This is a genomic window from Kosakonia sp. AG348 (assembly GCF_003337365.1).
Classification (GTDB): Bacteria; Pseudomonadota; Gammaproteobacteria; order Enterobacterales; family Enterobacteriaceae; genus Kosakonia.
On sequence record NZ_QPJR01000002.1, the window covers coordinates 370345 to 396029 of the forward strand.

A 25685-nucleotide genomic window follows, 5' to 3' on the forward strand; every position below is an offset into this window, starting at 1 on the left:
AGTGGGCATCATGTATAACACCGCGTTAGTGTACAGAAGTTTCGGCGAACCGCAGACTATTCTGCAAGCTGAAACCACCGCGCTGGCACCGCTTCCGGCAGGACAGGTTCGCGTCAAAATGCGCTTTGCGCCGGTGAATGCCTCAGATGTGATCCCGGTCACCGGCGCCTACAGCCACCGCATCACCCTGCCCGCCGTCGCGGGTTATGAAGGCGTGGGCGTGGTAACAGAAACGTCCGGGTCAGACGCGCATCTGCTGGGCAAACGTGTGTTGCCGCTGCGCGGCCAGGGCACCTGGCAGCAGTATGTTGATTGCCCGGCGGAGCTGGTTGTGCCGGTGCCGGATGATATTGACGATACGCTCGCCGCCCGCGCCTACATTAATCCGCTGGCCGCGCAGATGATGCTGGAACGTTACCCGGCTCACGGCCAACATGTGCTGGTCACCGCGGCGGGTTCTGACTGCGCCGGTTACCTTGCGCAGTGGGCCAGGGGTCAGGGGGCGAAAAGCGTGACCGGTATTTATCGTTCCGCCATTCATGCCAGCCGCCTGGCGGCCTGCGGCGTGATACCGCTGGCCGATACGGACAGCACCGCCATCAAACGGGCGGCGGAGAAAGCCAGCGTTATCTATGACGCCACCGGCGGCACACTGGCAGAAACGCTGCTGCAATCAATGCCGAAAACGGGGCAATTTATCAGCTACGGTTTGCTCTCCGGGCAGCCATTCAGCATCCGCCAGCGCTTACCCGCGGTCCACTGGTTCCATGTGCGTAACTATCTCGACGCGATGACGGCAGATAGCTGGCAGCAGGCGTTTTGCACACTCTGGCAGCGCCTGCGCATAACGCCCGTGAGCGAGGTCACGCTGACAGATTTTCAGCAGTGGCGGCAGGCTATCACGCTGTATCAGACGCCAGGCCGGATAGCCAAACCGCTGTTGTCGTTTTAATCCCGGTCGGCGGAATACGCCACATCGTGCTGGCGCTCAATTTCCGCTAATCGGGCGCGGAGCGAGGCCACCAGGTGCTCCCAGGCAAGGCTGCCCAGTGGCACACGGAACGGCGGCGCGGGGGCATCTGCCGCTGCGATAATCGCATCAACTGTGCGCTGCGCATCGCCTTTTATGTCAAAACTGCCGTTGGCGATCCCCCGGCGCACCTCGCCCGCAGGCGTATCGTCATAGACGGCGAGCGGCGTGGCGTGATCGAGCCCGGCACCGAAGCCGGTTTGCGTTGGGCCGGGCTCGGCAATGACAATATCGACACCAAACGGTTTCACCTCCTGCGCCACCGATTCCAGAAAACCTTCAATACCCCACTTACTGGCGTGGTAAAGGCTGAAATTGGGGTACGCTACCTGGCCGCCTTCCGAAGAGACCTGCACAATCCGCCCGCCGCGCTGCGCGCGCAGCCACGGCAATACGGCACGCACTAACTGAATGGAGCCGGTAAGATTGGTAGCGATCTGCCGCTCAATTTGCGCATCGCTGACCTCTTCTGCCGCGCCAAACAAGCCGTAGCCGGCGTTGCTTACCACCCGTTCAATCACACCAAAAGTGGTAAACGCGGCGTCCACTTCGCGGCGCAGCGCCGCGCTGTCGGTCATATCAAAACAACTGACATGCAGCCGCGACGCATATTGCGCCTGTAATGCATTCAGCGCGTCCGCGCGCCGTACGCAGGCCACCACGCGGTCGCCGCGCGCCAGCAGCGTTTGCGTCATCAATAATCCCAGCCCGGACGAAGCGCCGGTAATCAGCCATGTCGTCATAAATACCTCCACATGTTTTCCGGTGAGTGGATAGCGTAAGCAACCGGCACTGCTATGATAAGACGCACCAATCGGCATGCAGTGGTGAAAAATACTCAACAATGAAAAATGTCACTCTCGCAGATTTAAAAGCGTTCCTGCTGGTCGCGCAGCACCGCAGCTTTCAACAAGCCGCCAATGAGCTGGGGGTGTCCCGTTCCTCGCTGAGCCACGCTATGCGCGGGCTGGAAAGCCAGCTTGGCGTGCGCCTGTTACATCGCACAACCCGCAGTGTTTCGCTGACGGAAGAAGGCGCGGCGTTGTTGCAGCGCATTGATCCCCTGCTCAACCAGTTAGATATGGCGCTGGATGCCACCCGCTTTCGCCCGCAGGAGCTGCACGGCACGCTGCGCATTAACGCCAATGAAGGTGGTGCGCGCTGGCTGCTGGCGCACGTGGTTGACGGTTTTTTACAGGCGCACCCGCAGGTGGTGCTGGATATTGTCACCGAAGGACGGCTGGTGGATATCGTCGCCGAAGGGTTTGATGCGGGCGTACGGCTGGCGGAATCCGTACCGCTCGATATGATTGCGGTGCCGTTCGGCGGGCCGATCCGCTTTATCGCCATCGCCTCGCCGCAATATCTGCACAGCGCGGGTATACCGCAAAGCCCGGCAGATCTTTTGCGCCACCGCTGTATCGCCCAGCGTTTGCCGAGCGGCAAACGCTATCGCTGGGAGTTTGTGCAACATGGCAAGCCGCTGACGCTCAACGTACCCGGAAATTTATGTCTTGATAACAGCGCGCTGATGGTCGAGGCGGTGGTAAAAGGCTTCGGCATTGCTTATGTCCCCGAACCCTATGCCCGCGAGGCGATCAACAACGGGCTGGCACAACAGGTTTTGTCGCCGTTCAGCCCGCCGATTGCTGGTTTATGTCTCTATTATTCCGGTCACCGGCAAATACCGGCGACGTTGAAGGCGTTTATCGCCGCCATCCGTGAGGCCAACGAAGCCATGCTGTAACGCTCAGTCGTTAATTAACTGTCCGGTGTGCAGATCCAGGCGGAAATCGCACCTGCCGTCCGGCGGATCCCAGTCGCCGGATCCATATACCACACCATCAATGCAGTCACTTATGCCGTTTTTACAGTGAGCCTGGTTAGGCTACGCTTTGACGGTGAAAACGGATAACCCGGAGAGAGAATGCTGATTGCCCAACTGAGCGATATTCATGCCGCGCCGGATAATGACAATCTGCAGCGCCTGCAGCGCGCCATCGACTGGTTGCTTGAGCTTAAACCCGATCTGCTGGTGGTGAGCGGTGATTTAACCGATGACGGCTGGGGGGCAGGCTATCGCGCGATTGACCACGCATTACAGCGTCTGGCGTGCCGCTCGCTGATCCTGCCCGGCAATGCCGATGATAAAACCGGGATGTGTGAAAATCTGGCCGCTTTTGCTCACCGATCTGCGCATGACGCGCTGCATTTTCATGAGCACATAAATAACGTGCCAGTAATTGGCGTGGATGTGACCGTAACCGGTGAAAGCCGGGGCGATATCCGCCCACATCTGCACTGGCTGGAAGCGGCGCTGCGCGCGCAGCCGCAACCGGCGATGGTCTTTTTGCACCAGCACCTTTTCCCGAGCGGCATTGCCCCGCTGGATAACGCCATGTGCGATGGCGGCGAGGCACTGGCGCAACTGCTGGCGCGCTTACCGCATCCGCCGCTGGCGCTGTGCGCCGGCCACGTCCACCGCGCGATGTCCGCCACATTTGCCGGTATCCCGGCGTACCTTTGCGGCTCCATCTGCCCGGCGAACCCGCTGATGCTCAATGCTCAGCACATCCCGGCGGTAAGCGATCCGCCTGCACTTCTCATTCACGAACTGCGCGGTGATACCCGCGTTAGCCATTTTGTCAGCCTGTAGCGGGTATCGCCCATGCGCCGGTTTTCCCTTCGCGCCGGGACGCTGGTTTTCACGGCTCGCCTTCCCAGTAATCCACACCTGCACCGCGAAATTCGACGCGCCGGAAGTCATCCCGGCCGTTTGTACGTGCTCTCGCGAGAAATTTATCGGCGTCCGGGTATTCGCAGATTTCCGGGCTTTCCATAGTGCTAATCGAGATATAACGCAGCGGTTGTTCAGAGGTGTTGATAATCTGGTGCGGCCACGCTTTGCCTGGCGGAATGCAGATAACATCCCCTTCCTGGATGGGCCGCTCTTCATCGCCGATGCGCAACGTACCGTTGCCGTTCAGCACAATAAACATCTCTTCCTGCGCGTGATGGAGATGAAACGGACAGGCACGTTTGCCCGGTGGCAAAATATCGATCGACGCGCCGAGTTTACTGGCGAGGGTGCCTTTGGTCAGCGAGCCGCCGAGTGATTCATACAGCGGCGGGCGCACGAAGTTTTCCATTTCGATATGGTTAAAATTGCGGATGACAAACGCAGGCGAGGTTTTGTCGTTCATAAACAGTTCCGGTAAAAGAGTTCCTGTTTAGTATTGAAACGCCCGTTCGGCCTGTCAATTCGTGCTGAAAATATAACGTTGCGGATCGCTAACTCAGGTGGGTTTTCGCGTTCATAAACAGTTCCAGTAAGGGGCTGATGTACAGGATTGAAACACCCCTTCTGGCTGTCAATTCATGGGGAAAATTAGGGTGGAAGATCCCACTTGCCATCGATAATGCGTGCGGGCGTAAAAATGTTCTCTGTGTTATTCGCCATACCGGCTACGGGTGTCTATCAGCCCGGTAGCGACGCCACCGGGCTTCAGCACCTTACTCCCCCGCCAGCCGCTGATAGCGGGCAAAACGCTGCTTCGCATCCTGTTCAGTTTGTGCAAATAGCTGTTCGGACAGTGATGGCGAGATGCGCTCGAGCGAGGCATAGCGCACTTCGCCGAGCAGAAACTCGCGAAAATCCTCTTCCGGCTCGTCGGAGTCGAGAATAAACGGGTTTTTCCCTTTTTCCAGCAGTTGCGGATTATGGCGCCATAAATGCCAGTAACCCGCGTCGACCGCCCGTTTCGCCTCGCGCATACTGCATCCCATACCGGTTTTCAGACCGTGGTTAATGCACGCGGCATAGGCAATCACCAGCGACGGTCCGGGCCAGGCTTCCGCCTCGGCAATCGCCCGCAATGTCTGGGCTTTATCGGCCCCCATCGCCACCTGCGCGACATACACATTGCCGTAGTTAACCGCCATCATGCCGAGATCTTTTTTGCGCGTCCGCTTGCCTTCAGCGGCAAATCGGGCGATGGCCGCCGCAGGGGTTGATTTTGACGACTGCCCGCCGGTATTGGAGTAAACCTCGGTATCAAACACCAGAATATTGACGTCCTCGCCGGAGGCCAGCACATGATCCAGCCCGCCGAAGCCAATGTCATAGGCCCAGCCGTCGCCGCCAAAAATCCACTGCGATCGCTTGGCGAAATAGTCGCGGTTTTGATACAGCCGGTTGAGCAGCGGGTCATCACCCTTCTGCTGTTCAAGTAACGCGCTGAGCTGCCCGGCGCGTGCCTGCGTCCCGTCGCCGAGATCTTTATGCTCCAGCCACTGGCGCAGCGCCTGCTCAAGGTCTGCGCCAAGCGGTAATTCCAGCGCTTTTCGCGCATCGCTGGCGATCTGTTCGCGTAATGCGCGACCGCCCAGCATCATGCCAAGGCCATACTCGGCGTTATCTTCAAACAACGAGTTCGCCCACGCCGGCCCCTGGCCTTTATGGTTTGTCGTCCATGGAATGGATGGCGCGCTGGCCCCCCAGATTGACGAGCAGCCTGTGGCATTGGCGATCATCATGCGGTCGCCAAACAGTTGCGTGACCAGCCGCGCATACGGCGTCTCTCCGCACCCGGCACACGCGCCGGAAAACTCCAGCAGCGGTGTTTCAAACTGGCTGCCTTTAACGGTCGTTTTGCTGAAGGGATTGGCTTTGGGCGATAGACCTACCGCATGATCCCAGACAGGAACCATCGCCCGCTGGCTCTCCAGCGGTTGCATGGTCAGCGCCTTGCCTTTCGCCGGGCAGATATCCGCACAGTTACCGCACCCGGAGCAATCCAGCGGCGAAATCGCCAGATGGTATTCATACCCTTTCGCTCCCTGCGCCGGTTTGCTCAACAGCGCAGGCGGCGCGGCTTGCCGCTCGGCCTCATCCAGCAGCGCCGGGCGCACCGCCGCATGCGGGCAAATAAACGCACATTGATTGCACTGGGTGCAGCCTTCAGGGTTCCAGACCGGCACCTGCAGGGCGATACCGCGTTTCTCCCAGGCGGCGGTGCCGGGTGGGAACGAGCCATCTTCCCGGCCCATAAAGGCGCTGACCGGCAGTTTGTCGCCGCACTGACGATTCATTGGCTCAAGAATATCGCGAATAAAGTCCGGCATCAGGCGCGTATCCTCACTGGCATTATCTTCCAGCCATGCCCAGCGCTCCGGCACCATCACTTCCTGCAGCGCCTCCATACCAAGATCGATAGCGGCATTGTTCATATCCACCACTTTCTGCCCTTTACGCCCGTAAGATTTCTCGACGGCCTGCTTCAGATAACGCGACGCCGTTTGGGGTTCGATAATGCCCGCCAGTTTAAAAAACGCCGCCTGCATCAGCATATTAAAACGCCCGCCCAACCCCAGCCTGCGGGCGATGTCCACCGCATTGAGGGTGTAAAAGCGCACGCCCTGGCGCGCAATGTAGCGCTTCATCGCGTTGGGCAGCCGCGCCTCCAGCTCTTCGCCAAACCAGGTACAGTTGAGCAGAAATGTCCCGCCGGGGTTTAACCCTTCCAGCAGATCATATTTATCGACATACGATTGCTGCGAGCAGGCAATAAAGTCAGCTTTATTAATCAGATAGGGCGAGGTGATGGGCCGTTCGCCAAAACGCAGATGCGACACGGTAATGCCGCCCGATTTTTTCGAGTCATAGGCAAAATAGGCTTGCGCATACATCGGTGTGTTGTCACCGATGATCTTAATCGCGCTTTTGTTGGCGCTGACAGTGCCATCCGATCCCAGCCCCCAGAATTTACAGGCGGTGATCCCCTCGCGTGAAACCTGCACGTCCCAGGCAGGCAGCGGCAGCGAAGTGTGGGTGATGTCGTCAAAAATACCCAGCGTAAAGCCATCTTTTGGCAGCGGTTTTTTCAGGTTTTCAAACACCGAGACAATATCTCCCGGCAGCACATCTTTACCGCCCAGCCCGTAGCGACCGCCGACAATTAACGGCGCGTTATCGTGGTGGTAAAAGGCATTTTTCACATCCAGACATAACGGCTCGGCCTGCGCACCGGGCTCTTTGGTGCGATCGAGCACCGCGATGCGTTTCACGCTGGGCGGGATCCGGGCAAAGAAATGCACCAGCGAAAACGGGCGAAACAGATGCACCGTCAGCAGGCCGACTTTTTCCCCGCTATCGCAAAGGGCGTCCACGACATCCGAAATGGTGTCGCACACCGACCCCATCGCCACAATGATTTGTTCGGCATCCTGGGCGCCGTAGTAATCAAACAAATGGTATTCGCGCCCGGTGAGGGCAAAGATTTCCGCCATATAGTTTTCGACAATTTCCGGCAAGGCATCGTAATAGCGATTAGCCGCTTCGCGCGCCTGAAAGTAGATATCCGGGTTTTGCGCCGTCCCGCGGATCACCGGATGTTCCGGGTTCAGCGCATTGCGGCGAAAGCGGTTCAGCGCATCGTTATCCAGCAGCGGCGCGAGTTCGTCATACTCCAGCACCTCGATTTTCTGGATCTCATGCGAAGTACGAAACCCGTCAAAAAAGTTGATAAACGGCACACGACCTTTGATTGCCGACAGATGCGCCACCGCCGAGAGATCCATTACCTGCTGGACATTGCTCTCGGCCAGCATCGCGCAGCCGCACTGGCGCACCGCCATCACATCCTGATGATCGCCAAAAATGTTCAGCGAATTTGTCGCCAGCGCTCTCGCACTCACGTGAAACACGCCGGGTAGCAGTTCACCGGCGATTTTGTACAAGTTAGGGATCATCAATAACAATCCCTGCGACGCGGTGTAGGTGGTGGTGAGCGCTCCGGCCTGAAGCGCGCCGTGGACCGCGCCAGCCGCCCCCGCTTCCGACTGCATCTCCATTAAACGCACCGGCTGGCCAAACAGGTTTTTTTTGCCCGCCGCAGCCCATTCATCGACGTTTTCCGCCATCGGCGTGGAGGGCGTAATCGGGTAAATCGCCGCGACATCAGTAAAGGCATAGGAGATCCAGGCTGCCGCTGCGTTGCCATCCATCGTTTTCATCTTTCCGGACATTGCTCGTTCCTCGGTTCTTAGAGGTGGTGATGCCCTGGCTATTGCACAGCCTGTGCCATCTCGGTTATTTCAGTGAATACAAGCAATTAGTAACCGGGGCTGGAAATGGATTGCGTGGAATAAGACAGTGGACGCGACAGCTTGTTGAACTGCCGACAAAGTGTCACGCCGTGGCGGGCGGCCGCGACCGCAAACAGAATTGTGCTGTTTCGTACAATTGGTCAGATGATTGTGAACTCTTTGTTCCTTCCCTCTTCTACGTCAAAATATAAAATCAATACAAATCAATAAATTAATCACTCTGGCATGGCTGGTATGTTCCCTGCACAAGGAAGTGTGGCAAACACATAACCAACAGGAGAAACACCATGACCATGCGTCAATGCGCCATTTACGGCAAAGGTGGGATCGGCAAATCGACCACCACACAGAACCTGGTCGCCGCGCTGGCGGAGATGGGTAAAAAAGTAATGATTGTCGGCTGCGACCCGAAAGCCGACTCCACGCGTTTGATCCTGCATGCGAAAGCGCAGAACACCATTATGGAGATGGCTGCTGAAGTTGGCTCCGTGGAAGACCTGGAATTAGAAGACGTGCTGCAAATCGGTTACGGCGGCGTGCGCTGCGCAGAATCCGGCGGTCCGGAGCCAGGCGTGGGTTGTGCCGGTCGTGGGGTGATCACCGCGATTAACTTCCTTGAAGAAGAAGGCGCTTACGTGCCGGATCTCGATTTTGTTTTCTACGACGTGCTGGGCGATGTGGTATGCGGTGGTTTCGCCATGCCGATTCGTGAAAACAAAGCGCAGGAGATCTACATCGTTTGCTCTGGCGAAATGATGGCGATGTACGCTGCCAATAACATCTCCAAAGGCATCGTGAAGTATGCCAAATCCGGCAAAGTGCGCCTCGGCGGGCTGATTTGTAACTCGCGCCAGACCGACCGTGAAGATGAACTCATCATTGCGCTGGCAGAAAAACTCGGCACGCAAATGATCCACTTTGTTCCCCGCGACAACATTGTGCAGCGTGCGGAAATCCGCCGTATGACGGTTATCGAATATGACCCGACCTGCAATCAGGCAAATGAATATCGCAGCCTTGCCAGCAAAATCGTCAACAACACCAAAATGGTGGTGCCAACCCCCTGCACCATGGATGAGCTGGAAGCGCTGCTGATGGAGTTCGGCATTATGGATGTGGAAGACACCAGCATCATTGGTAAAACCGCCGCCGAAGAAAACGCCGTCTGAGCACAGGAGCACACCCATGAGCAATGCAACAGGCGAACGTAACCTGGAGATAATCGAGCAGGTGCTGGAGGTTTTCCCGGAGAAGACGCGCAAAGAACGCAGAAAACACATGATGGTGACAGACCCGGAGCAGGAAAGCGTCGGTAAGTGCATCATCTCTAACCGCAAATCGCAGCCGGGCGTAATGACCGTGCGCGGCTGCTCGTATGCCGGATCGAAAGGGGTGGTATTTGGGCCAATCAAGGATATGGCGCATATCTCCCACGGCCCAATCGGTTGCGGGCAGTACTCCCGCGCCGGGCGGCGGAACTACTACACCGGCGTCAGCGGCGTGGACAGCTTCGGCACGCTCAATTTCACCTCCGATTTTCAGGAGCGTGACATCGTGTTTGGCGGCGACAAAAAGCTCGCCAAACTGATTGAAGAGCTGGAAGAACTGTTTCCGCTGACCAAAGGCATTTCGATTCAGTCGGAATGCCCGGTCGGCCTGATTGGCGATGACATTGAGGCCGTCGCGAACGCCAGTCGTAAAGCCATCAACAAACCGGTTATTCCGGTGCGGTGCGAAGGCTTTCGCGGCGTGTCGCAATCCCTCGGTCACCATATTGCTAACGATGTGATCCGCGACTGGGTGCTGGAGAACCGCGAAGGCAAACCGTTCGAATCCACCCCTTACGATGTGGCGATCATCGGCGATTACAACATCGGCGGCGATGCCTGGGCTTCGCGCATTTTGCTCGAAGAGATGGGCTTGCGGGTGGTGGCGCAGTGGTCCGGCGACGGTACGCTGGTGGAGATGGAAAACACGCCGTTCGTCAAACTGAACCTGGTGCACTGCTACCGCTCAATGAACTACATCTCGCGCCATATGGAGGAGAAGCACGGTATTCCGTGGATGGAATACAACTTCTTTGGCCCGACGAAAATTGCGGAATCGCTGCGCAAAATCGCCGACCAGTTTGACGACACCATTCGCGCCAATGCCGAAGCGGTGATCGCCCGATACCAGGCGCAGAACGACGCCATTATCGCCAAATATCGCCCACGTCTGGAGGGTCGCAAGGTGCTGCTTTATATGGGCGGGCTGCGTCCGCGCCATGTGATTGGCGCCTATGAAGACCTGGGAATGGAGATCATCGCAGCCGGTTATGAGTTCGCTCATAACGATGATTACGACCGCACCCTGCCGGATCTGAAAGAGGGCACGCTGCTGTTTGATGATGCCAGCAGCTATGAGCTGGAGGCGTTCGTCAACGCGCTGAAACCAGATCTCATCGGTTCCGGCATCAAAGAGAAGTACATCTTTCAGAAAATGGGCGTGCCGTTTCGCCAGATGCACTCCTGGGATTACTCCGGCCCGTACCACGGCTATGACGGCTTCGCCATCTTCGCCCGCGATATGGATATGACGCTCAACAACCCCGCGTGGGGCCAGTTGACCGCGCCGTGGCTGAAATCCGCCTGATTTTTATCCTGTTATCCCGTTTGTTCACCGATTTGTGGCGCGGGAGGAGAACACCATGAGCCAGACTGCTGAGAAAATACAGAATTGCCATCCCCTGTTTGAACAGGATGCTTACCAGACGTTATTTGCCGGTAAACGGGCACTCGAAGAGGCGCACTCGCCGGAGCGGGTGCAGGAAGTTTTTCAATGGACCACCACCCCGGAATACGAAGCGCTGAACTTCAAACGCGAAGCGCTGACTATCGACCCGGCAAAAGCCTGCCAGCCGCTGGGTGCAGTGCTCTGTTCGCTGGGGTTTGCCAACACCCTGCCATATGTGCACGGTTCACAGGGTTGCGTGGCCTATTTCCGTACGTACTTTAACCGCCACTTCAAAGAACCGGTGGCCTGCGTGTCGGATTCAATGACGGAAGACGCGGCCGTGTTCGGCGGGAATAACAATCTCAATACCGGGCTACAAAACGCCAGCGCGCTGTATAAACCGGAGATTATCGCCGTCTCTACCACCTGTATGGCGGAGGTAATCGGCGATGACTTGCAGGCTTTTATCGCCAACGCTAAAAAAGATGGTTTTCTTGATGCCGCCATCCCCGTGCCCTACGCGCACACCCCCAGTTTTATCGGCAGCCATATCACCGGCTGGGACAACATGTTTGAAGGTTTTGCCCGTACCTTTACGGCAGACCATCAGGCACAGCCCGGTAAACTTTCACGCATCAACCTGGTGACCGGGTTTGAAACCTATCTCGGCAATTTTCGCGTGCTGAAACGCATGATGGCGCAAATGGAGGTGCAGGCGAGTGTGCTCTCCGATCCATCAGAAGTGCTGGATACCCCTGCTAACGGGCATTACCAGATGTACGCGGGCGGGACGACGCAGCAAGAGATGCGCGAGGCGCCGGACGCTATCGACACGCTGCTGCTGCAACCCTGGCAACTGGTGAAAAGCAAAAAAGTGGTACAGGAGATGTGGAATCAGCCCGCCACCGAGGTTTCTGTTCCCGTTGGGCTGGCAGGAACGGATGAACTATTAATGGCGATCAGTCAGTTAACCGGCAAGGCCATTCCCGATTCACTGGCGCTGGAGCGCGGGCGGCTGGTCGATATGATGCTCGACTCCCACACCTGGCTGCACGGTAAAAAATTCGGTCTGTTTGGCGACCCGGATTTTGTCATGGGATTGACCCGTTTCCTGCTGGAGCTGGGCTGCGAACCGACCGTTATCCTCTGCCATAACGGTAACAAGCGCTGGCAGAAAGCGATGAAGAAAATGCTCGACGCCTCACCGTACGGGCAGGAGAGCGAAGTATTTATCAACTGCGATTTGTGGCATTTTCGCTCGCTGATGTTTACCCGCCAGCCGGACTTTATGATTGGCAACTCGTACGGCAAGTTTATTCAGCGCGACACCTTAGCCAAGGGTGAACAGTTTGAAGTTCCGCTGATCCGCCTCGGTTTTCCCCTGTTCGACCGCCACCATCTGCACCGCCAGACCACCTGGGGTTATGAGGGCGCCATGAGCATTCTCACTACCCTTGTGAATGCGGTACTGGAGAAAGTGGACAAAGAGACCATCAAGCTCGGCAAAACCGACTACAGCTTCGATCTTATCCGTTAACCATCACACGCCCCGCGCCACGCGGGGCCAGGGAGGCTCTATGCCGGTCATTATTCTTCGCCAGCGCGGCGCGGATCTCTATTGCTATATCGCGAAACAGGATCTGGAAGCCCGCGTGTTACAGGTTGAACACGACACGCCGGAACACTGGGGCGGCGCGCTTGAACTTGAAGGTGGACGCCGTTATTACGTCAATCTGCAACCCGGCCGCCCGGCTTTTCCACTCAGCCTGCGCGCCACCCGCGACGCGCAGGCATAAGGAGGTGAGCAATGTCCGACAACGATACGCTGTTCTGGCGGATGCTGGCGCTGTTTCAGTGCCTGCCGGAGCTGCAACCCGCGCAAATCATGGCCTGGCTCACCCACAGTTGTGAGGACGTGCTGACACCCGACGGGCTGGCAGCACTCGAATTACCGCAACTGGAAGCCCGGTTTCCGTCTGCGGAAGCCCTGATGTCCAGTGGCCGCTGGGCGCGGGTTAAAGCCTGTCTGCGCGGCGAACTGCCTGCCCATTTGCAGGTGCAGGAAGGCAAAACCCGCCGTCCGCAATTGGTTGTCGCCTTCTGCTCACAGGATGGGCTCACCATCAATGGTCATTTCGGCCAGGGGCGACTTTTCTTTATTTACGGGTTTGATGACCAGGGCGGCTGGCTACATGATTTGCGCCGCTACCCTTCTCACCCGCAAAACCAGGAACCGAATGAAATCCGCGCGCAGTTACTCCACGACTGCCATTTGCTGTTTTGTGAAGCGATCGGCGGCCCGGCAGCCGCACGGTTGATTCGTCATAATATTCACCCGATGAAAGTATCCCCGGGCAATACCATTTTGTCCCAGTGCGCCGCCATCCAGAACCTGCTGGCCGGGCCGTTGCCGCCGTGGCTGGCGAAACGGCTGGAACGCGCTAATCCGCTGGAAGCGCGGGTGTTTTAAACCGCCCCCTGATGGGGGCGTTTTTTGGCGTGGGCATTGCGCCAATTGTCTGTTTTGTCACAAAGCGCACAACACTTTTCCCTTAAAAATCAATCACTCTTTTCTGGCTTGCGATTTGCACCATTAACACTAACCCAACCAGAAAATGAGGTGATGATGAAGGGGAACGACATCCTGGCCCTGCTCGATGAACCGGCCTGCGAGCATAACCATAAACAGAAATCCGGCTGTAGCGCGCCCAAACCCGGTGCGACTGCCGGAGGCTGCGCCTTCGACGGCGCACAGATCACCCTGCTGCCACTTTCCGATGTGGCGCATCTGGTACATGGCCCGATTGGCTGCGCCGGTAGCTCATGGGATAACCGCGGCAGCCTGAGTTCCGGCCCACGGATTAACCGGCTGGGATTCACCACCGATTTGAACGAGCAGGATGTCATCATGGGGCGTGGCGAGCGGCGGCTGTTTCACGCGGTGCGCCACATTGTCGACCGCTATCATCCGGCGGCGGTATTTATTTACAACACCTGCGTTCCGGCAATGGAAGGCGATGATATTGAAGCCGTCTGCCAGGCCGCAGCGACCGCCACCGGTGTGCCCGTGATTGCCGTAGATGTGGCCGGTTTTTACGGTAGCAAAAACCTGGGGAACCGCCTGGCGGGCGAGGTGATGGTGAAAAAAGTCATTGGCGGGCGCGAACCCGCGCCGTGGCCGGACAATACGCCTTTTGCCCCGGCGCACCGTCATGACATTGGCCTGATTGGCGAATTTAATATCGCCGGCGAGTTCTGGCATATCCAGCCGCTGCTTGATGAGCTGGGGATTCGCGTCCTGGGCTCCCTCTCCGGCGACGGGCGCTTTGCCGAGATCCAGACGCTGCACCGTGCGCAGGTCAATATGCTGGTTTGCTCCAGAGCGCTGATTAATGTCGCCAGATCGCTGGAGCAACGTTACGGCACGCCGTGGTTTGAAGGCAGTTTTTATGGCGTTCGCGCCACTTCTGATGCCCTGCGCCAGCTGGCAACGCTCACCGGCGATAGCGATTTAATGGCGCGCACCGAACAGCTAATCACGCGTGAAGAACACGCCGCAGAGCAGGCGCTGGCACCGCTGCGCGAACGTTTACGCGGCAGGAAAGTGCTGCTCTATACCGGTGGCGTTAAATCCTGGTCGGTGGTTTCGGCACTGCAGGATCTCGGCATGACGGTTGTGGCTACCGGAACGCGCAAATCCACCGAAGAGGATAAACAGCGCATCCGTGAACTGATGGGCGATGACGCCATCATGCTGGATGAAGGCAATGCCCGCGCCCTGCTGGATGTGGTTTATCGCTGCAAAGCCGACATGATGATCGCAGGCGGTCGCAACATGTACACCGCTTATAAAGCGCGTCTGCCCTTTCTTGATATCAACCAGGAGCGTGAACACGCGTTTGCCGGTTACCGCGGCATCATTACCCTTGCCGAACAACTTTGTCAGACCCTGGAAAGCCCGGTCTGGCCGCAAACGCATGCCCGCGCGCCGTGGCAATAAGGAGCGTTCAATGGCCGAAATTCTTCGCAGTAAAAAACCGCTGGCGGTCAGCCCGATAAAAAGCGGCCAGCCGCTGGGGGCGATCCTCGCAAGCCTGGGGTTCGAACAGTGCATACCGCTGGTACACGGCGCCCAGGGCTGTAGCGCCTTCGCAAAGGTGTTCTTTATTCAACATTTTCACGACCCGATCCCGCTGCAATCGACGGCGATGGATCCGACGTCCACCATTATGGGTGCCGATGAAAACATTTTTACCGCGCTCAATGTTCTCTGTCAGCGCAATACCGCGAAAGCTATTGTGCTGCTCAGTACCGGGCTTTCAGAAGCCCAGGGCAGCGATATTTCGCGGGTGGTACGCCAGTTTCGTGATGATTTTCCCCGGCATAAAGGCGTTGCGCTGCTCACCGTCAACACCCCGGACTTTTACGGCTCGCTGGAAAACGGCTACAGCGCCGTGCTGGAAAGCATGATTGAACAGTGGGTGCCTGCGCAGCCCGCCGCCAGCCTGCGCAACCGCCGCGTCAACCTGCTGGTCAGCCATTTACTGACGCCGGGCGATATCGAACTGTTGCGCAGTTACGTTGAGGCCTTCGGCCTGCAACCGGTGATTGTGCCGGATCTGTCGCTGTCGCTGGACGGACATCTGGCAAACGGTGATTTTTCGCCTGTTACCCAGGGGGGAACATCGCTGCGCATGATTGAACAGATGGGGCAAAACCTGGCCACCTTTGTGATTGGCAACTCGCTGGGTCGTGCGGCGGCGTTACTGGCGCAGCGCAGCCGTGGCGAGGTGATCGCCCTGCCGCATCTGATGACGCTTGCAGCCTGCGACACGTTTATTCATCGACTGAAAACCCTCTCCGGGCGCGACGTCCCCGCGTGGATTGAGCGTCAGCGCGGGCAAGTGCAGGATGCGATGATCGATTGCCATATGTGGTTGCAGGGCGCGGCTATCGCCATGGCAGCAGAAGGCGATCACCTGGCGGCATGGTGCGATTTCGCCCGCAGCCAGGGCATGCTCCCCGGCCCGATTGTCGCGCCGGTCAGCCAGCCGGGATTGCAAAATCTGCCGGTGGAAACCGTGGTCATCGGCGATCTGGAAGATATGCAGGATCAGCTTTGCGCGACGCCCGCCGCGTTACTGGTAGCTAATTCTCATGCCGCCGATCTCGCCGCGCAGTTTGATCTGTCGCTTATCCGCGCCGGGTTCCCGGTGTATGACCGGCTGGGAGAATTTCGTCGCCTGCGCCAGGGGTATAGCGGCATTCGTGACACGCTGTTTGAGCTGGCGAATGTGATGCGCGAACGCCACCACCCGCTTGCAACCTACCGCTCGCCGCTGCGCCAGCACGTCGACAATACCGTTACGCCTGGAGATCTGTATGCCGCATGTTAATCGTCAGTTCAGCACCATTTGCCAGGGCGAATGGTCAATGAAAGTCGCCTTTGCCAGTTCGGATTATCACCACGTGGATCAACACTTTGGCGCCACGCCCAAATTAGTGATCTATGGCGTGAAAGAGCACGAAGTCACGCTGTTGCGGGTGGTGGATTTTTCTGTGCTCGCCGGACACCAGCAAGAGAAACTCGATTGTCGCATTCACGCGCTGGAAGATTGCGTCACGCTCTACTGCGTGGCGATTGGCGAAGCGGTTTTTCGCCAGCTTTTGCAAATCGGCGTACGCGCGGTTCGCGTGCCGCACGCGACTACCATTGCCGGGCTGTTGCAGGAAATTCAGCACTACTGGTATGACAAAGAGCAGCGCAAAAGCGCCCGCAATCCACAACGCTTCGCCCGCATGCTCCAGGAACAAACCTGGCAGGAAGAGGATGAGCGTTAGCCACACGCCGTGTCGGTTGTGTGACAAAGCCAACATAAAATCGCGACACAGCGCCGGGTTTTATGTTGGCACATTAACTTACTCCCTTGAAATAGAACACTTTTCCCTTCTGGTATTGCTTTTGCTTGATTGTCATCACCCGCCGTTGATTGAGGCGGTGAAATGCGCCACGGCGCTTTCCGTCATCTCTCCTGGGAGCCAGGCACATGTGGAATTACTCCGAGAAAGTGAAAGATCATTTTTTTAATCCCCGTAACGCGCGGGTGGTGGAAAACGCCAACGCCGTGGGCGATGTGGGCTCGTTAAGCTGTGGCGATGCGCTGCGGCTGATGCTACGCGTGGATCCGCAAAGTGAAACCATCCTTGAAGCCGGGTTTCAGACGTTTGGCTGCGGCAGCGCGATTGCCTCCTCTTCCGCGCTCACCGAGCTGATTATTGGCCGTACGCTGGCGCAGGCCGAGCAGGTGACCAACCAGCAGATTGCGGATTACCTTGATGGCCTGCCGCCGCAAAAAATGCACTGCTCGGTGATGGGTCAGGAGGCGCTGCGGGCGGCGATTGCCCACTACCGTGGCGAAACGCTGATCGATGAGCACGAAGAAGGCGCGCTGATTTGCAAATGCTTTGGCGTCGATGAAGGGCAAATTCGCCGGGCGGTGCTGAGTAACGGGCTGACCACCCTTGAAGAGGTGATCAACTACACCAAAGCGGGCGGCGGCTGCACCGCGTGCCATGAAAAAATTGAACTGGCGCTGGCCGATATTCTCGCCCGGCACCCGCAGGCCGCCACTACCGTCACTGCGGAGAAAGATCCGCACTGGCAGGAGGTCGTCGATGCGATCACTGAATTACGTCCGCATATCCAGGCCGATGGCGGCGATATGTCGCTGCTTAGCGTCAACAATCACACCGTAACCGTCAGCCTTTCCGGCAGTTGCAGCGGCTGCATGATGACCGACATGACGCTCGCCTGGCTTCAGCAAAAACTGATGGAGCGTACCGGCTGTTATATGGACGTCGTGGCCGCCTGAGCCACCACTTGTCAACTGATGGGGGAGAAAATATGAAGCAGGTCTATCTGGACAATAACGCCACCACCCGTATCGATCCGATGGTGCTGGAAGCGATGATGCCATTCTTAACCGAACATTACGGCAACCCGTCATCGATTCACGACTTTGGCACCCCCTCCCGCGCCGCGCTTGAACGCGCCCGCCAGCAAGTCGCCGCGCTGCTGGGGGCCGATCACAGTAGCGAAATCATTTTCACCTCCTGCGCGACCGAGGCCACCAGCACCGCACTGCACGCCTGCGTTGAACTGATGCCGGAGCGCCGGGAGATTATTACCACCGCCGTTGAACACCCGGCCACTCTCGCCGTGTGCGAACATCTGGAACGCCAGGGCTACCTTATCCATCGTATTGGCGTTAATGCCAGCGGCGCACTGGATATGGAACAGTATCGCCGCGCGCTGAGCACGCGTGTGGCGGCGGTCAGCATAATGTGGGCGAATAATGAAACCGGGGTGCTGTTTCCGGTGATCGAAATGGCCGCTATGGCGCAGGAATACGGCGCACTGTTTCACTGCGATGCGGTACAAGTGGTGGGCAAAATTCCGCTGGATATCGCCCGCACGCAGATCGATATGCTCTCCTGCTCGGCGCATAAACTGCACGGGCCAAAAGGTGTGGGTTGCCTCTATTTGCGCCGTGGCACCCGCTTTCGTCCACTGCTGCGCGGTGGGCATCAGGAGCGCGGTCGCCGCGCCGGTACGGAGAATATCGCCGGGATTGTCGGCATGGGTGCGGCATGCGAACTGGCGCAGATACACCTGCCCGGTAGCGCGGGCATCGCCAGCCTGCGCGATCGCCTGCAAGACGAACTGGTGAAACAGGTGCCCTCAGTGATGGTGATGGGCGGTGATCAACCCCGCGTTCCCGGCACGGCGAATCTGGCGTTCGAATTTATCGAAGGGGAAGCCATTTTACTGCTCCTCAACCAGGCGGGGATCGCCGCCTCCAGCGGCAGCGCCTGCACCTCCGGCTCGCTGGAACCGTCGCATGTGATGCGGGCGATGAACATTCCCTACACGGCGGCGCATGGCAGTATCCGTTTTTCACTCTCGCGCTATACGCGGGAAAAGGAGATCGACTATGTGATCGAGACGCTGCCAGCCATTATTACCCGTCTGCGCGCGCTTTCTCCCTACTGGCAGGATGGTTCTGCCCCCGCTACCTTTGCGCCGGTTTACGGCTAAGGCGGCGACATGTCCAGGGTTGTGATCAATGACACTACGCTACGCGATGGCGAACAGAGCCCCGGCGTCGCCTTTTGCGCCAGCGAGAAAATCGCCATTGCCGAAGCGCTGTTTGCCGCCGGGGTGACTGCGCTGGAAGTCGGCACCCCGGCGATGGGCCGCGAAGAACGCCAGCGGATGCGACAAGTTCGCCAGCAACTGCCTGACGCCACGCTCATGGCCTGGTGTCGCATGAATACCGATGAAATCAGCCAGAGCGCCGATCTCGGCATGAACTGGGTGGATATCTCACTACCGGCTTCTGACAAACTGCGCCAGTACAAATTGCGTGAACCGCTGCCGGTCGTGCTGGATAAGCTGGCCACGCTGATTGCGCAGGCGCGACAGCAGGGATTGCAGGTCTGTATTGGTTGCGAAGACGCATCCCGCGCCAGCGATCGGACATTAGCGGAGATTGCCCACGTCGCCCGCAACGCAGGCGCACAGCGGTTGCGTTTTGCCGATACCCTTGGCCTGCTCGACCCTTTCACCACCGCTCAGCGTATCAGCGCGCTGCGTCAAAGCTGGCCCGGTGAAATCGAAATGCACGCCCATAACGATCTCGGTATGGCGACCGCCAATACGCTGGCGGCGGTTCGCGCCGGAGCAACCAGTGTGAATACGACCGTGCTGGGCCTTGGCGAACGCGCCGGAAACGCCGCGCTGGAAACCGTCGCGCTCGGTCTGAGCCGCTGTCTGGGTCTGGATAGCGGCGTGGATTTCACGCAATTACCGATGCTCTGCCAGCAGGTCGCCGATGCCGCCCGGCGTCCCATTGACCCACAGCAACCGCTGGTAGGCGCGCAGGTATTTACCCATGAGTCCGGCGTGCATGTCGCTGCCCTGCTGCGCGATCGCGAAAGCTACCAGGCCATTGATCCGGCGCTGATCGGCCGCGAATACCGGCTGGTGCTCGGCAAGCACTCCGGTCGCCAGGCCGTGGAAGGTGTGTTTACCCGGCTGGGCTATCACCTTAATGCCCTGCAAGTCGACCTGCTGCTGCCCGCCATTCGCCGCGTGGCGGAAAGCAGCAAACGCACGCCGCAAGACGATGAACTGATTGCGCTTTACACCACTTTGTGTGGCACAAGCGCCACACACCTGGCGAGGGGTTAAAGATGGAATGGTTTTATCAGATCCCTGGCGTGGCTGAACTCGACAGCGCCGAGTCCTTTTTTACCTTTTTCTCCGTACCTTATGAACCGCTCACGCTGCGCCGTTGCTGCCTGCCGGTACTGCGCGAATTTCACCAGCGCCTGCGTGATCATGTGCCGCTGCGTAATCTGCTTGAAGCCACTCCCCGCGAGCCCTGGCTTCTGGCGCGCAGGCTGCTGGCGGAAAGCTACGAACACTGTACAACGGAGCCGGCATCATGAAACCAAAGTATGCGTTCGGTGAGGAAGTTCGCGTTAGCCGCGCGATCCGCAACGATGGCACCATGCCGGGTTACCGGCGCGGCGATTTGCTGGTGCGTCGGGGTAGCACGGGTTTTGTCCGTGAATGGGGCACGTTCCTGATGGAAAAAGTGATTTATCAAATCCACTTTCCCGATTGCGGTTTGATTGTGGGCTGCCGTGAGCAGGAACTGCTGCCGCTTTCCGCCCCCTGGCACGCCGGGCAGTTTCAGTATGGCGATACCGTCGCCTGCCGCCACGCGCTGGCCATCGGCGATAACATCGTGGTGGCCGCCGGAGAACAAGGCCAGATCGCCGCCACGGGCCAGGGAGACGACGCAGAGAGTTACACTGTCACCTTTTCCGGGCGCTGGTTTCAGGTTCCCGCCCGCGCCATGATTTTGCTGGAGACGCCACAATGATGCCGTGGGAGCGTTTCGCCCGCCGACGGCTGGCGCTGACCCGCTGGCACTGCGAGCCGGAAAACATTCCGGCGTCACACCAGCAGGCATTTGACCGCGCCTGGGCGCGCCAGCGCCAGCTCGAACTGGCAGTGGTTGCCATTGCGTGCGACGCAAGCGTTACTGACGAGCTGCGTAATGCCGTGGCCGCATCGCTGGCGCCGCAGCTCGATGAGTGCCCTTTTTCCTCAGCCGAGCGCCAGGCAGTGATTGCGCATCATGCCCGTCTGGAAACGCAGTTTGCTGAGGTTGCACGCACAGCCCCCCTCCCGGACGAGGCGGGCGTGCTGCGCTGGTATCAGCAACATCAGGCACAATTTATGCGCCCGGAACAACGCCTAACCTCGCACCTGTTGCTGACCACAGAGCAAAACAACACCGGAATAAGAAAACAGATCAATCGTTTTTATCAGCAAATCCGTGACCACCGCGCCGCCTTTCCCCGGCTGGCAGCGCGCCATTCGCACTGTCCCAGCGCGCTGGAGGGGGGGCGTCTGGGCTGGGTAAGCCGTGGCCTGCTCTTTCCGGAACTGGAAAACGCGCTGTTTGCGCTGCAAACGGACGAGGTCAGCCAGCCGGTCGAAACGGCACTGGGCTGGCATTTGTTGTGGTGTGAACAGATCCGCCAACCGACGCTGATGGCGAAGGCAGACGCGCTGGCGAAAGCACGGGAGTATTTGTTCCGTCAGTCCCAACAGCAGTGGCAACGCCAGTGGCTGGCGTCATTATTACAGGCGCGCTGAAAAGCCCGGTGATCGGTTATCCGCCGGGCTTCAGAGATTAGAGGATCAGCGGTTTGAGCGTCTCCAGCCACGCCTCGATACGTTCATCGGTCAGGTCGTACTGGTTGTCCTGATCCAGCACCAGACCAATAAAGTTATCCGCCTCAAGCGCGGACGATGAACCAAAGGTATAGCCCTCATTGGGCCAGTGGCCGACCATCTGCGCGCCGCAGCGTTTCAGCGTGTCATATAACGGGCGCAGACCGCTGGCGAAATTATCCGGGTAACCCACCTGATCGCCCAGCCCAAACAACGCCACCGTTTTACCACGCAGGCTATCGCCCTGCAGTTGGGTGACAAATTCACTCCACGACGCATCCTCGCAACCGGCAGCCAGCCCCGGCAGTTGCCCGTCGCCGAGCGTTGGGGTGCCTAATACCAGCACCGGATACGAGAGAAAAGTCGCTAAATCGGTTCGGTTGATATTGACCGGCGCATCCGCCAGCCCGCCCAGTTTCTGGTGGATCTGTTTGGCGATTTTGCGGGTCTTGCCGGTGTCGGTGCCGAAAAAAATACCAATATTTGCCATAACACACGCTCCTGTTGAAAAAGAGATCCCGCCGGGAAATGCGGTGAACGTGTCTGATATTGCGAAGAGTGTGCCAGTTTTAGTGACGGGCAAAACCTGCACCACAATGGTTATTAATGCACCAGTCTGGCGCTTTTTTTCCTTCGACCTCCCCTCACAGACGCCCGCCTGGCGCAGCTTTGGCGTTGATAGCGCGCTTAATACCGATCTGGATCAAGGTTTTGTCAGGTTAGCGGCCAAAAGGTGCACTCTTTGCATGGTTATACGTGCATGACATGTTGTCCGGGCGAAAGCCGCCAGGTGGCACAAATTGTCAGAACTACGACACGACTAACTGACCGCAGGAGTGTGCGATGACCCTGAATATGATGATGGATGCCAGCGCGCCCGAGGCAATCGCCGGTGCGCTTTCGCAACACCATCCTGGGCTGTTTTTTACCATCGTTGAAGAAGCGCCCGTCGCCATTTCGCTGACCGATGCCGACGCACGCATTGTCTATGCCAACCCGGCATTCTGCCGCCAGACCGGCTATGAGCTTGAGGAGTTGTTGCAGCAAAATCCCCGCCTGCTTGCAAGCCACCAAACCCCCAGGGAAATCTACCAGGATATGTGGCACACCTTATTACAACGCCGACCGTGGCGCGGGCAACTGATCAACCGCCACCGTGACGGCAGCCTGTATCTGGTCGAGATCGATATCACCCCGGTAATTAACCCGTTTGGCGAACTGGAACACTACCTGGCAATGCAGCGTGATATCAGCGCCAGCTACGCGCTAGAGCAGCGGTTGCGTAACCACATGACGCTGACCGAAGCGGTGCTGAATAACATTCCGGCGGCGGTGGTTGTGGTGGATGAACGCGATCATGTGGTGATGGATAACCTCGCCTACAAAACCTTCTGTGCCGACTGCGGCGGAAAAGAGCTCCTGAGCGAACTTAATTTTTCAGCCCGCAAAGCGGAGCTGGCGAACGGCCAGGTCTTACCGGTGGTGTTGCGCGGCGCGGTGCGCTGGTTGTCAGTTACCTGTTGGGCGCTGCCGGGCGTCAGCGAAGAAGCCAGTCGCTACTTTATTGATAATGCGCTGACGCGCACGCTGGTGGTCATCACCGACGACACCCAACAGCGCCAGCAGCAGGAACAGGGACGGCTTGATCGCCTTAAACAGCAGATGACCAGCGGCAAACTGCTGGCGGCGATCCGCGAAGCGCTGGACGCCGCGCTGATCCAGCTTAACTGCCCCATCAATATGCTGGCGGCGGCGCGGCGGTTAAACGGCAGTGATAACAACAACATGGCGCTGGACGCCGCGTGGCGCGAAGGTGAAGAGGCGATGGCGCGGCTGAAACGTTGCCGCCCGTCGCTGGAACTGGAAAGTGCGGCGGTCTGGCCGCTGCAACCCTTTTTTGACGATTTGCACGCGCTTTATCACACCCGCTTCGGCGAGGGTAAAAATTTGCAGGTCACGCTGGATTCCCATCATCTGGTGGGATTTGGTCAGCGTACGCAACTGTTGGCCTGCCTGAGTTTGTGGCTCGATCGCACGCTGGATATTGCCGCCGGTCTGCGTGATTTCACCGCAGAAACAGAGATTTTCGCCCGCGAAGAAGAGGGCTGGCTCTCTTTGTATATTACTGACAATGTGCCGCTGATCCCGGTGCGCCATACCCACTCGCCGGATGCGCTTAACGCGCCGGGCAAAGGCATGGAGCTGCGCCTGATCCAGACGCTGGTGGCGCACCACCACGGCGCGATAGAACTCACTTCACGCCCGGAAGGCGGAAGCTGCCTGACCCTACGATTCCCGCTATTTCATTCACTGACCGGAGGTTCAAAATGACCCAGCGAACCGAGTCGGGTAATACCGTCTGGCGCTTCGATTTGTCCCAGCAGTTCACCGCGATGCAGCGGATAAGCGTGGTACTCAGCCGGGCGACCGAAGTCGAACAGACGCTCCAGCAAGTGCTGTGCGTATTGCACAATGACGCCTTTTTGCAGCACGGCATGATCTGTCTGTACGACAGCCAGCAGGCAATTTTGACTATTGAAGCGTTGCAGGAAGCCGATCAGCAGTTAATCCCCGGTAGCTCGCAAATTCGCTACCGTCCGGGCGAAGGGCTGGTCGGGACGGTGCTTTCACAAGGGCAATCATTAGTGCTGGCACGGGTCGCCGACGATCAGCGTTTTCTTGACCGGCTGGGACTGTATGATTACAACCTGCCGTTTATCGCCGTGCCGCTGATCGGGCCGGATGCGCAGACGTTTGGTGTGCTGACGGCGCAACCCATGGCGCGTTACGAAGAGCGGTTACCCGCCTGCACCCGCTTTCTGGAAACGGTTGCCAACCTGGTGGCGCAGACCGTGCGTTTGATGGCCCCACCGGCAGCGCGCCCTTCCCCGCGCGCCGCGATAACGCAGGCCGTCAGCCCGAAATCCTGCACTGCCTCACGCGCATTCGGCTTCGAGAATATGGTCGGTAACAGCCCGGCGATGCGCCAGACCATGGAGATTATCCGTCAGGTCTCGCGCTGGGACACCACCGTTCTGGTACGCGGCGAGAGCGGCACCGGTAAGGAACTGATTGCCAACGCCATTCACCATAATTCACCGCGCGCCAGTGCGCCGTTTGTGAAATTCAACTGTGCGGCGCTGCCGGACACACTGCTTGAAAGCGAATTGTTCGGTCATGAAAAAGGGGCCTTTACCGGTGCGGTACGCCAGCGTAAAGGCCGTTTTGAGCTGGCCGATGGCGGTACGCTGTTTCTTGACGAGATTGGCGAAAGTAGCGCTTCGTTTCAGGCTAAGCTGCTGCGCATCCTGCAGGAAGGCGAAATGGAACGCGTCGGCGGCGACGAAACACTGCAAGTCAATGTGCGCATTATTGCCGCGACAAACCGTAATCTGGAAGATGAAGTCCGGCTGGGGCACTTTCGCGAAGATCTCTATTACCGCCTGAATGTAATGCCCATCGCCCTGCCTCCGCTGCGCGAACGCCAGGAGGACATTGCCGAACTGGCGCACTTTCTGGTGCGCAAAATCGCCCACAACCAGAGCCGCACGCTGCGTATTAGCGAGGGCGCTATCCGCCTGCTGATGAGCTACAACTGGCCCGGTAATGTGCGTGAACTGGAAAACTGCCTTGAGCGCTCGGCGGTGATGTCGGAAAACGGTCTGATCGATCGGGACGTGATTTTGTTTAATCATCGCGACCAGCCAGCCAAACCGCCGGTTATCAGCGTCACGCACGACGATAACTGGCTCGATAACACCCTTGACGAGCGCCAGCGGTTGATTGCGGCGCTGGAAAAAGCGGGATGGGTACAGGCCAAAGCCGCGCGCTTACTGGGAATGACGCCGCGCCAGGTCGCCTATCGCATTCAGACGATGGATATCACCCTGCCAAGGCTATAACAGCGGTTGTGGCATTCGGTACATTGTCAGCCAAATGCCACAAAACCGACAACCCGGAAAAATAAATATCACTACTTTTCAACAGGTTGAAACAGGAACGAGATTTGCAACCACCAGG

The 25685-nt window shown here is 58.2% G+C and carries 23 protein-coding genes; 19 read left to right on the forward strand and 4 right to left on the reverse strand.

Translation table 11 applies throughout. From position 1 onward, the window contains the following. The first annotated feature begins 10 nt into the window (after positions 1–10). A complete protein-coding gene (locus DFO56_RS05525; protein ID WP_045508475.1) occupies positions 11–952 on the forward strand; it encodes a zinc-dependent alcohol dehydrogenase family protein in 942 nt (313 codons plus the stop codon). Here DFO56_RS05525 and DFO56_RS05530 read toward each other — a convergent pair. Next, positions 949–1773, reverse strand: a complete 825-nt coding sequence (locus DFO56_RS05530; RefSeq protein WP_045508481.1) for an SDR family oxidoreductase — start codon at positions 1771–1773, stop codon at positions 949–951. The two genes, DFO56_RS05525 and DFO56_RS05530, sit on opposite strands and share 4 nt — an antisense overlap. A 101-nt stretch (positions 1774–1874) precedes the next feature. On the opposite strand from DFO56_RS05530, the gene DFO56_RS05535 reads away from it, so the two are divergent. Both DFO56_RS05535 and DFO56_RS05540 read left to right on the forward strand, forming a co-directional pair. Then, on the forward strand, positions 1875–2777 hold the full coding sequence (locus DFO56_RS05535) for a LysR family transcriptional regulator (protein WP_045508496.1): 903 nt from the start codon (positions 1875–1877) through the stop codon (positions 2775–2777). 180 nt (positions 2778–2957) lie between these two features. Further along, positions 2958–3686 carry a metallophosphoesterase gene (locus DFO56_RS05540; protein WP_045508497.1) on the forward strand — a complete coding sequence of 243 codons (729 nt, stop codon included), beginning with the start codon at positions 2958–2960 and terminating at the stop codon, positions 3684–3686. Positions 3687–3735: 49 nt separating this feature from the next. Here DFO56_RS05540 and DFO56_RS05545 read toward each other — a convergent pair whose 3' ends face one another. Further along, entirely contained in the window at positions 3736–4233 is a 498-nt protein-coding gene (locus DFO56_RS05545; RefSeq protein ID WP_045508499.1) for a cupin domain-containing protein, read from the reverse strand. A gap of 310 nt (positions 4234–4543) precedes the next feature. Next, complete coding sequence (gene nifJ, locus DFO56_RS05550; protein WP_045508501.1) at positions 4544–8056, reverse strand: pyruvate:ferredoxin (flavodoxin) oxidoreductase; 3513 nt, start codon at positions 8054–8056, stop codon at positions 4544–4546. 368 nt (positions 8057–8424) lie between these two features. Between nifJ and nifH the strand changes: the two genes are divergently transcribed. The 14 genes from nifH to nifM all read left to right on the forward strand — a co-directional run bounded on the left by nifH (position 8425) and on the right by nifM (position 21587). Then, positions 8425–9306, forward strand: coding sequence for a nitrogenase iron protein (gene nifH, locus DFO56_RS05555; RefSeq protein WP_016496129.1), 882 nt, complete (start codon positions 8425–8427; stop codon positions 9304–9306). Between the two features lie 16 nt (positions 9307–9322). Then, positions 9323–10771: a nitrogenase molybdenum-iron protein alpha chain gene (nifD, locus tag DFO56_RS05560; protein ID WP_045508504.1), complete on the forward strand. Its 1449-nt coding sequence runs from the start codon at positions 9323–9325 to the stop codon at positions 10769–10771. A 55-nt stretch (positions 10772–10826) separates the two neighbouring features. Beyond that, positions 10827–12389: a nitrogenase molybdenum-iron protein subunit beta gene (gene nifK, locus DFO56_RS05565; RefSeq protein ID WP_045508505.1), complete on the forward strand. Its 1563-nt coding sequence runs from the start codon at positions 10827–10829 to the stop codon at positions 12387–12389. Positions 12390–12429: 40 nt separating this feature from the next. Further along, positions 12430–12648 (forward strand): putative nitrogen fixation protein NifT, encoded by a 219-nt coding sequence (gene nifT, locus DFO56_RS05570; RefSeq protein ID WP_016496132.1) that lies wholly within the window; start codon positions 12430–12432, stop codon positions 12646–12648. 11 nt (positions 12649–12659) lie between these two features. Further along, complete coding sequence (locus DFO56_RS05575; protein ID WP_045508507.1) at positions 12660–13322, forward strand: NifB/NifX family molybdenum-iron cluster-binding protein; 663 nt, start codon at positions 12660–12662, stop codon at positions 13320–13322. A 156-nt stretch (positions 13323–13478) separates the two neighbouring features. Then, positions 13479–14852: a nitrogenase iron-molybdenum cofactor biosynthesis protein NifE gene (gene nifE / locus DFO56_RS05580; RefSeq protein ID WP_016496134.1), complete on the forward strand. Its 1374-nt coding sequence runs from the start codon at positions 13479–13481 to the stop codon at positions 14850–14852. A 10-nt stretch (positions 14853–14862) separates the two neighbouring features. Beyond that, positions 14863–16248, forward strand: coding sequence for a nitrogenase iron-molybdenum cofactor biosynthesis protein NifN (gene nifN, locus DFO56_RS05585; protein ID WP_045508509.1), 1386 nt, complete (start codon positions 14863–14865; stop codon positions 16246–16248). Next, complete coding sequence (locus DFO56_RS05590; protein WP_016496136.1) at positions 16235–16693, forward strand: NifB/NifX family molybdenum-iron cluster-binding protein; 459 nt, start codon at positions 16235–16237, stop codon at positions 16691–16693. The genes nifN and DFO56_RS05590 overlap by 14 nt, the downstream gene beginning before the upstream one ends. A 206-nt stretch (positions 16694–16899) precedes the next feature. Next, entirely contained in the window at positions 16900–17724 is an 825-nt protein-coding gene (gene nifU, locus DFO56_RS05595) for a Fe-S cluster assembly protein NifU (RefSeq protein ID WP_016496137.1), read from the forward strand. Between the two features lie 32 nt (positions 17725–17756). Continuing rightward, positions 17757–18950, forward strand: a complete 1194-nt coding sequence (gene nifS, locus DFO56_RS05600; protein WP_016496138.1) for a cysteine desulfurase NifS — start codon at positions 17757–17759, stop codon at positions 18948–18950. A 9-nt stretch (positions 18951–18959) separates the two neighbouring features. After that, positions 18960–20105 (forward strand): homocitrate synthase, encoded by a 1146-nt coding sequence (gene nifV, locus DFO56_RS05605; RefSeq protein ID WP_045508511.1) that lies wholly within the window; start codon positions 18960–18962, stop codon positions 20103–20105. A gap of 2 nt (positions 20106–20107) precedes the next feature. Next, positions 20108–20365, forward strand: a complete 258-nt coding sequence (locus DFO56_RS05610; protein WP_045508513.1) for a nitrogenase-stabilizing/protective protein NifW — start codon at positions 20108–20110, stop codon at positions 20363–20365. Beyond that, on the forward strand, positions 20362–20805 hold the full coding sequence (locus tag DFO56_RS05615; protein WP_016496141.1) for a nitrogen fixation protein NifZ: 444 nt from the start codon (positions 20362–20364) through the stop codon (positions 20803–20805). Before DFO56_RS05610 ends, DFO56_RS05615 begins: the two co-directional genes overlap by 4 nt. Then, complete coding sequence (gene nifM, locus DFO56_RS05620) at positions 20802–21587, forward strand: nitrogen fixation protein NifM (protein ID WP_045508515.1); 786 nt, start codon at positions 20802–20804, stop codon at positions 21585–21587. Before DFO56_RS05615 ends, nifM begins: the two co-directional genes overlap by 4 nt. Positions 21588–21624: 37 nt before the next feature. Here the strand turns inward: nifM and DFO56_RS05625 are convergent, their stop codons facing one another. Further along, a complete protein-coding gene (locus tag DFO56_RS05625; protein WP_045508517.1) occupies positions 21625–22155 on the reverse strand; it encodes a flavodoxin in 531 nt (176 codons plus the stop codon). A 353-nt stretch (positions 22156–22508) separates the two neighbouring features. On the opposite strand from DFO56_RS05625, the gene nifL reads away from it, so the two are divergent. Then, on the forward strand, positions 22509–23996 hold the full coding sequence (nifL, locus tag DFO56_RS05630) for a nitrogen fixation negative regulator NifL (protein WP_016496144.1): 1488 nt from the start codon (positions 22509–22511) through the stop codon (positions 23994–23996). Beyond that, the gene (gene nifA / locus DFO56_RS05635) at positions 23993–25567 is read left to right on the forward strand and encodes a nif-specific transcriptional activator NifA (RefSeq protein WP_045508520.1); all 1575 of its coding nucleotides are present in this window, start codon (positions 23993–23995) and stop codon (positions 25565–25567) included. Before nifL ends, nifA begins: the two co-directional genes overlap by 4 nt. The last annotated feature ends 118 nt before the right edge of the window (positions 25568–25685 follow it).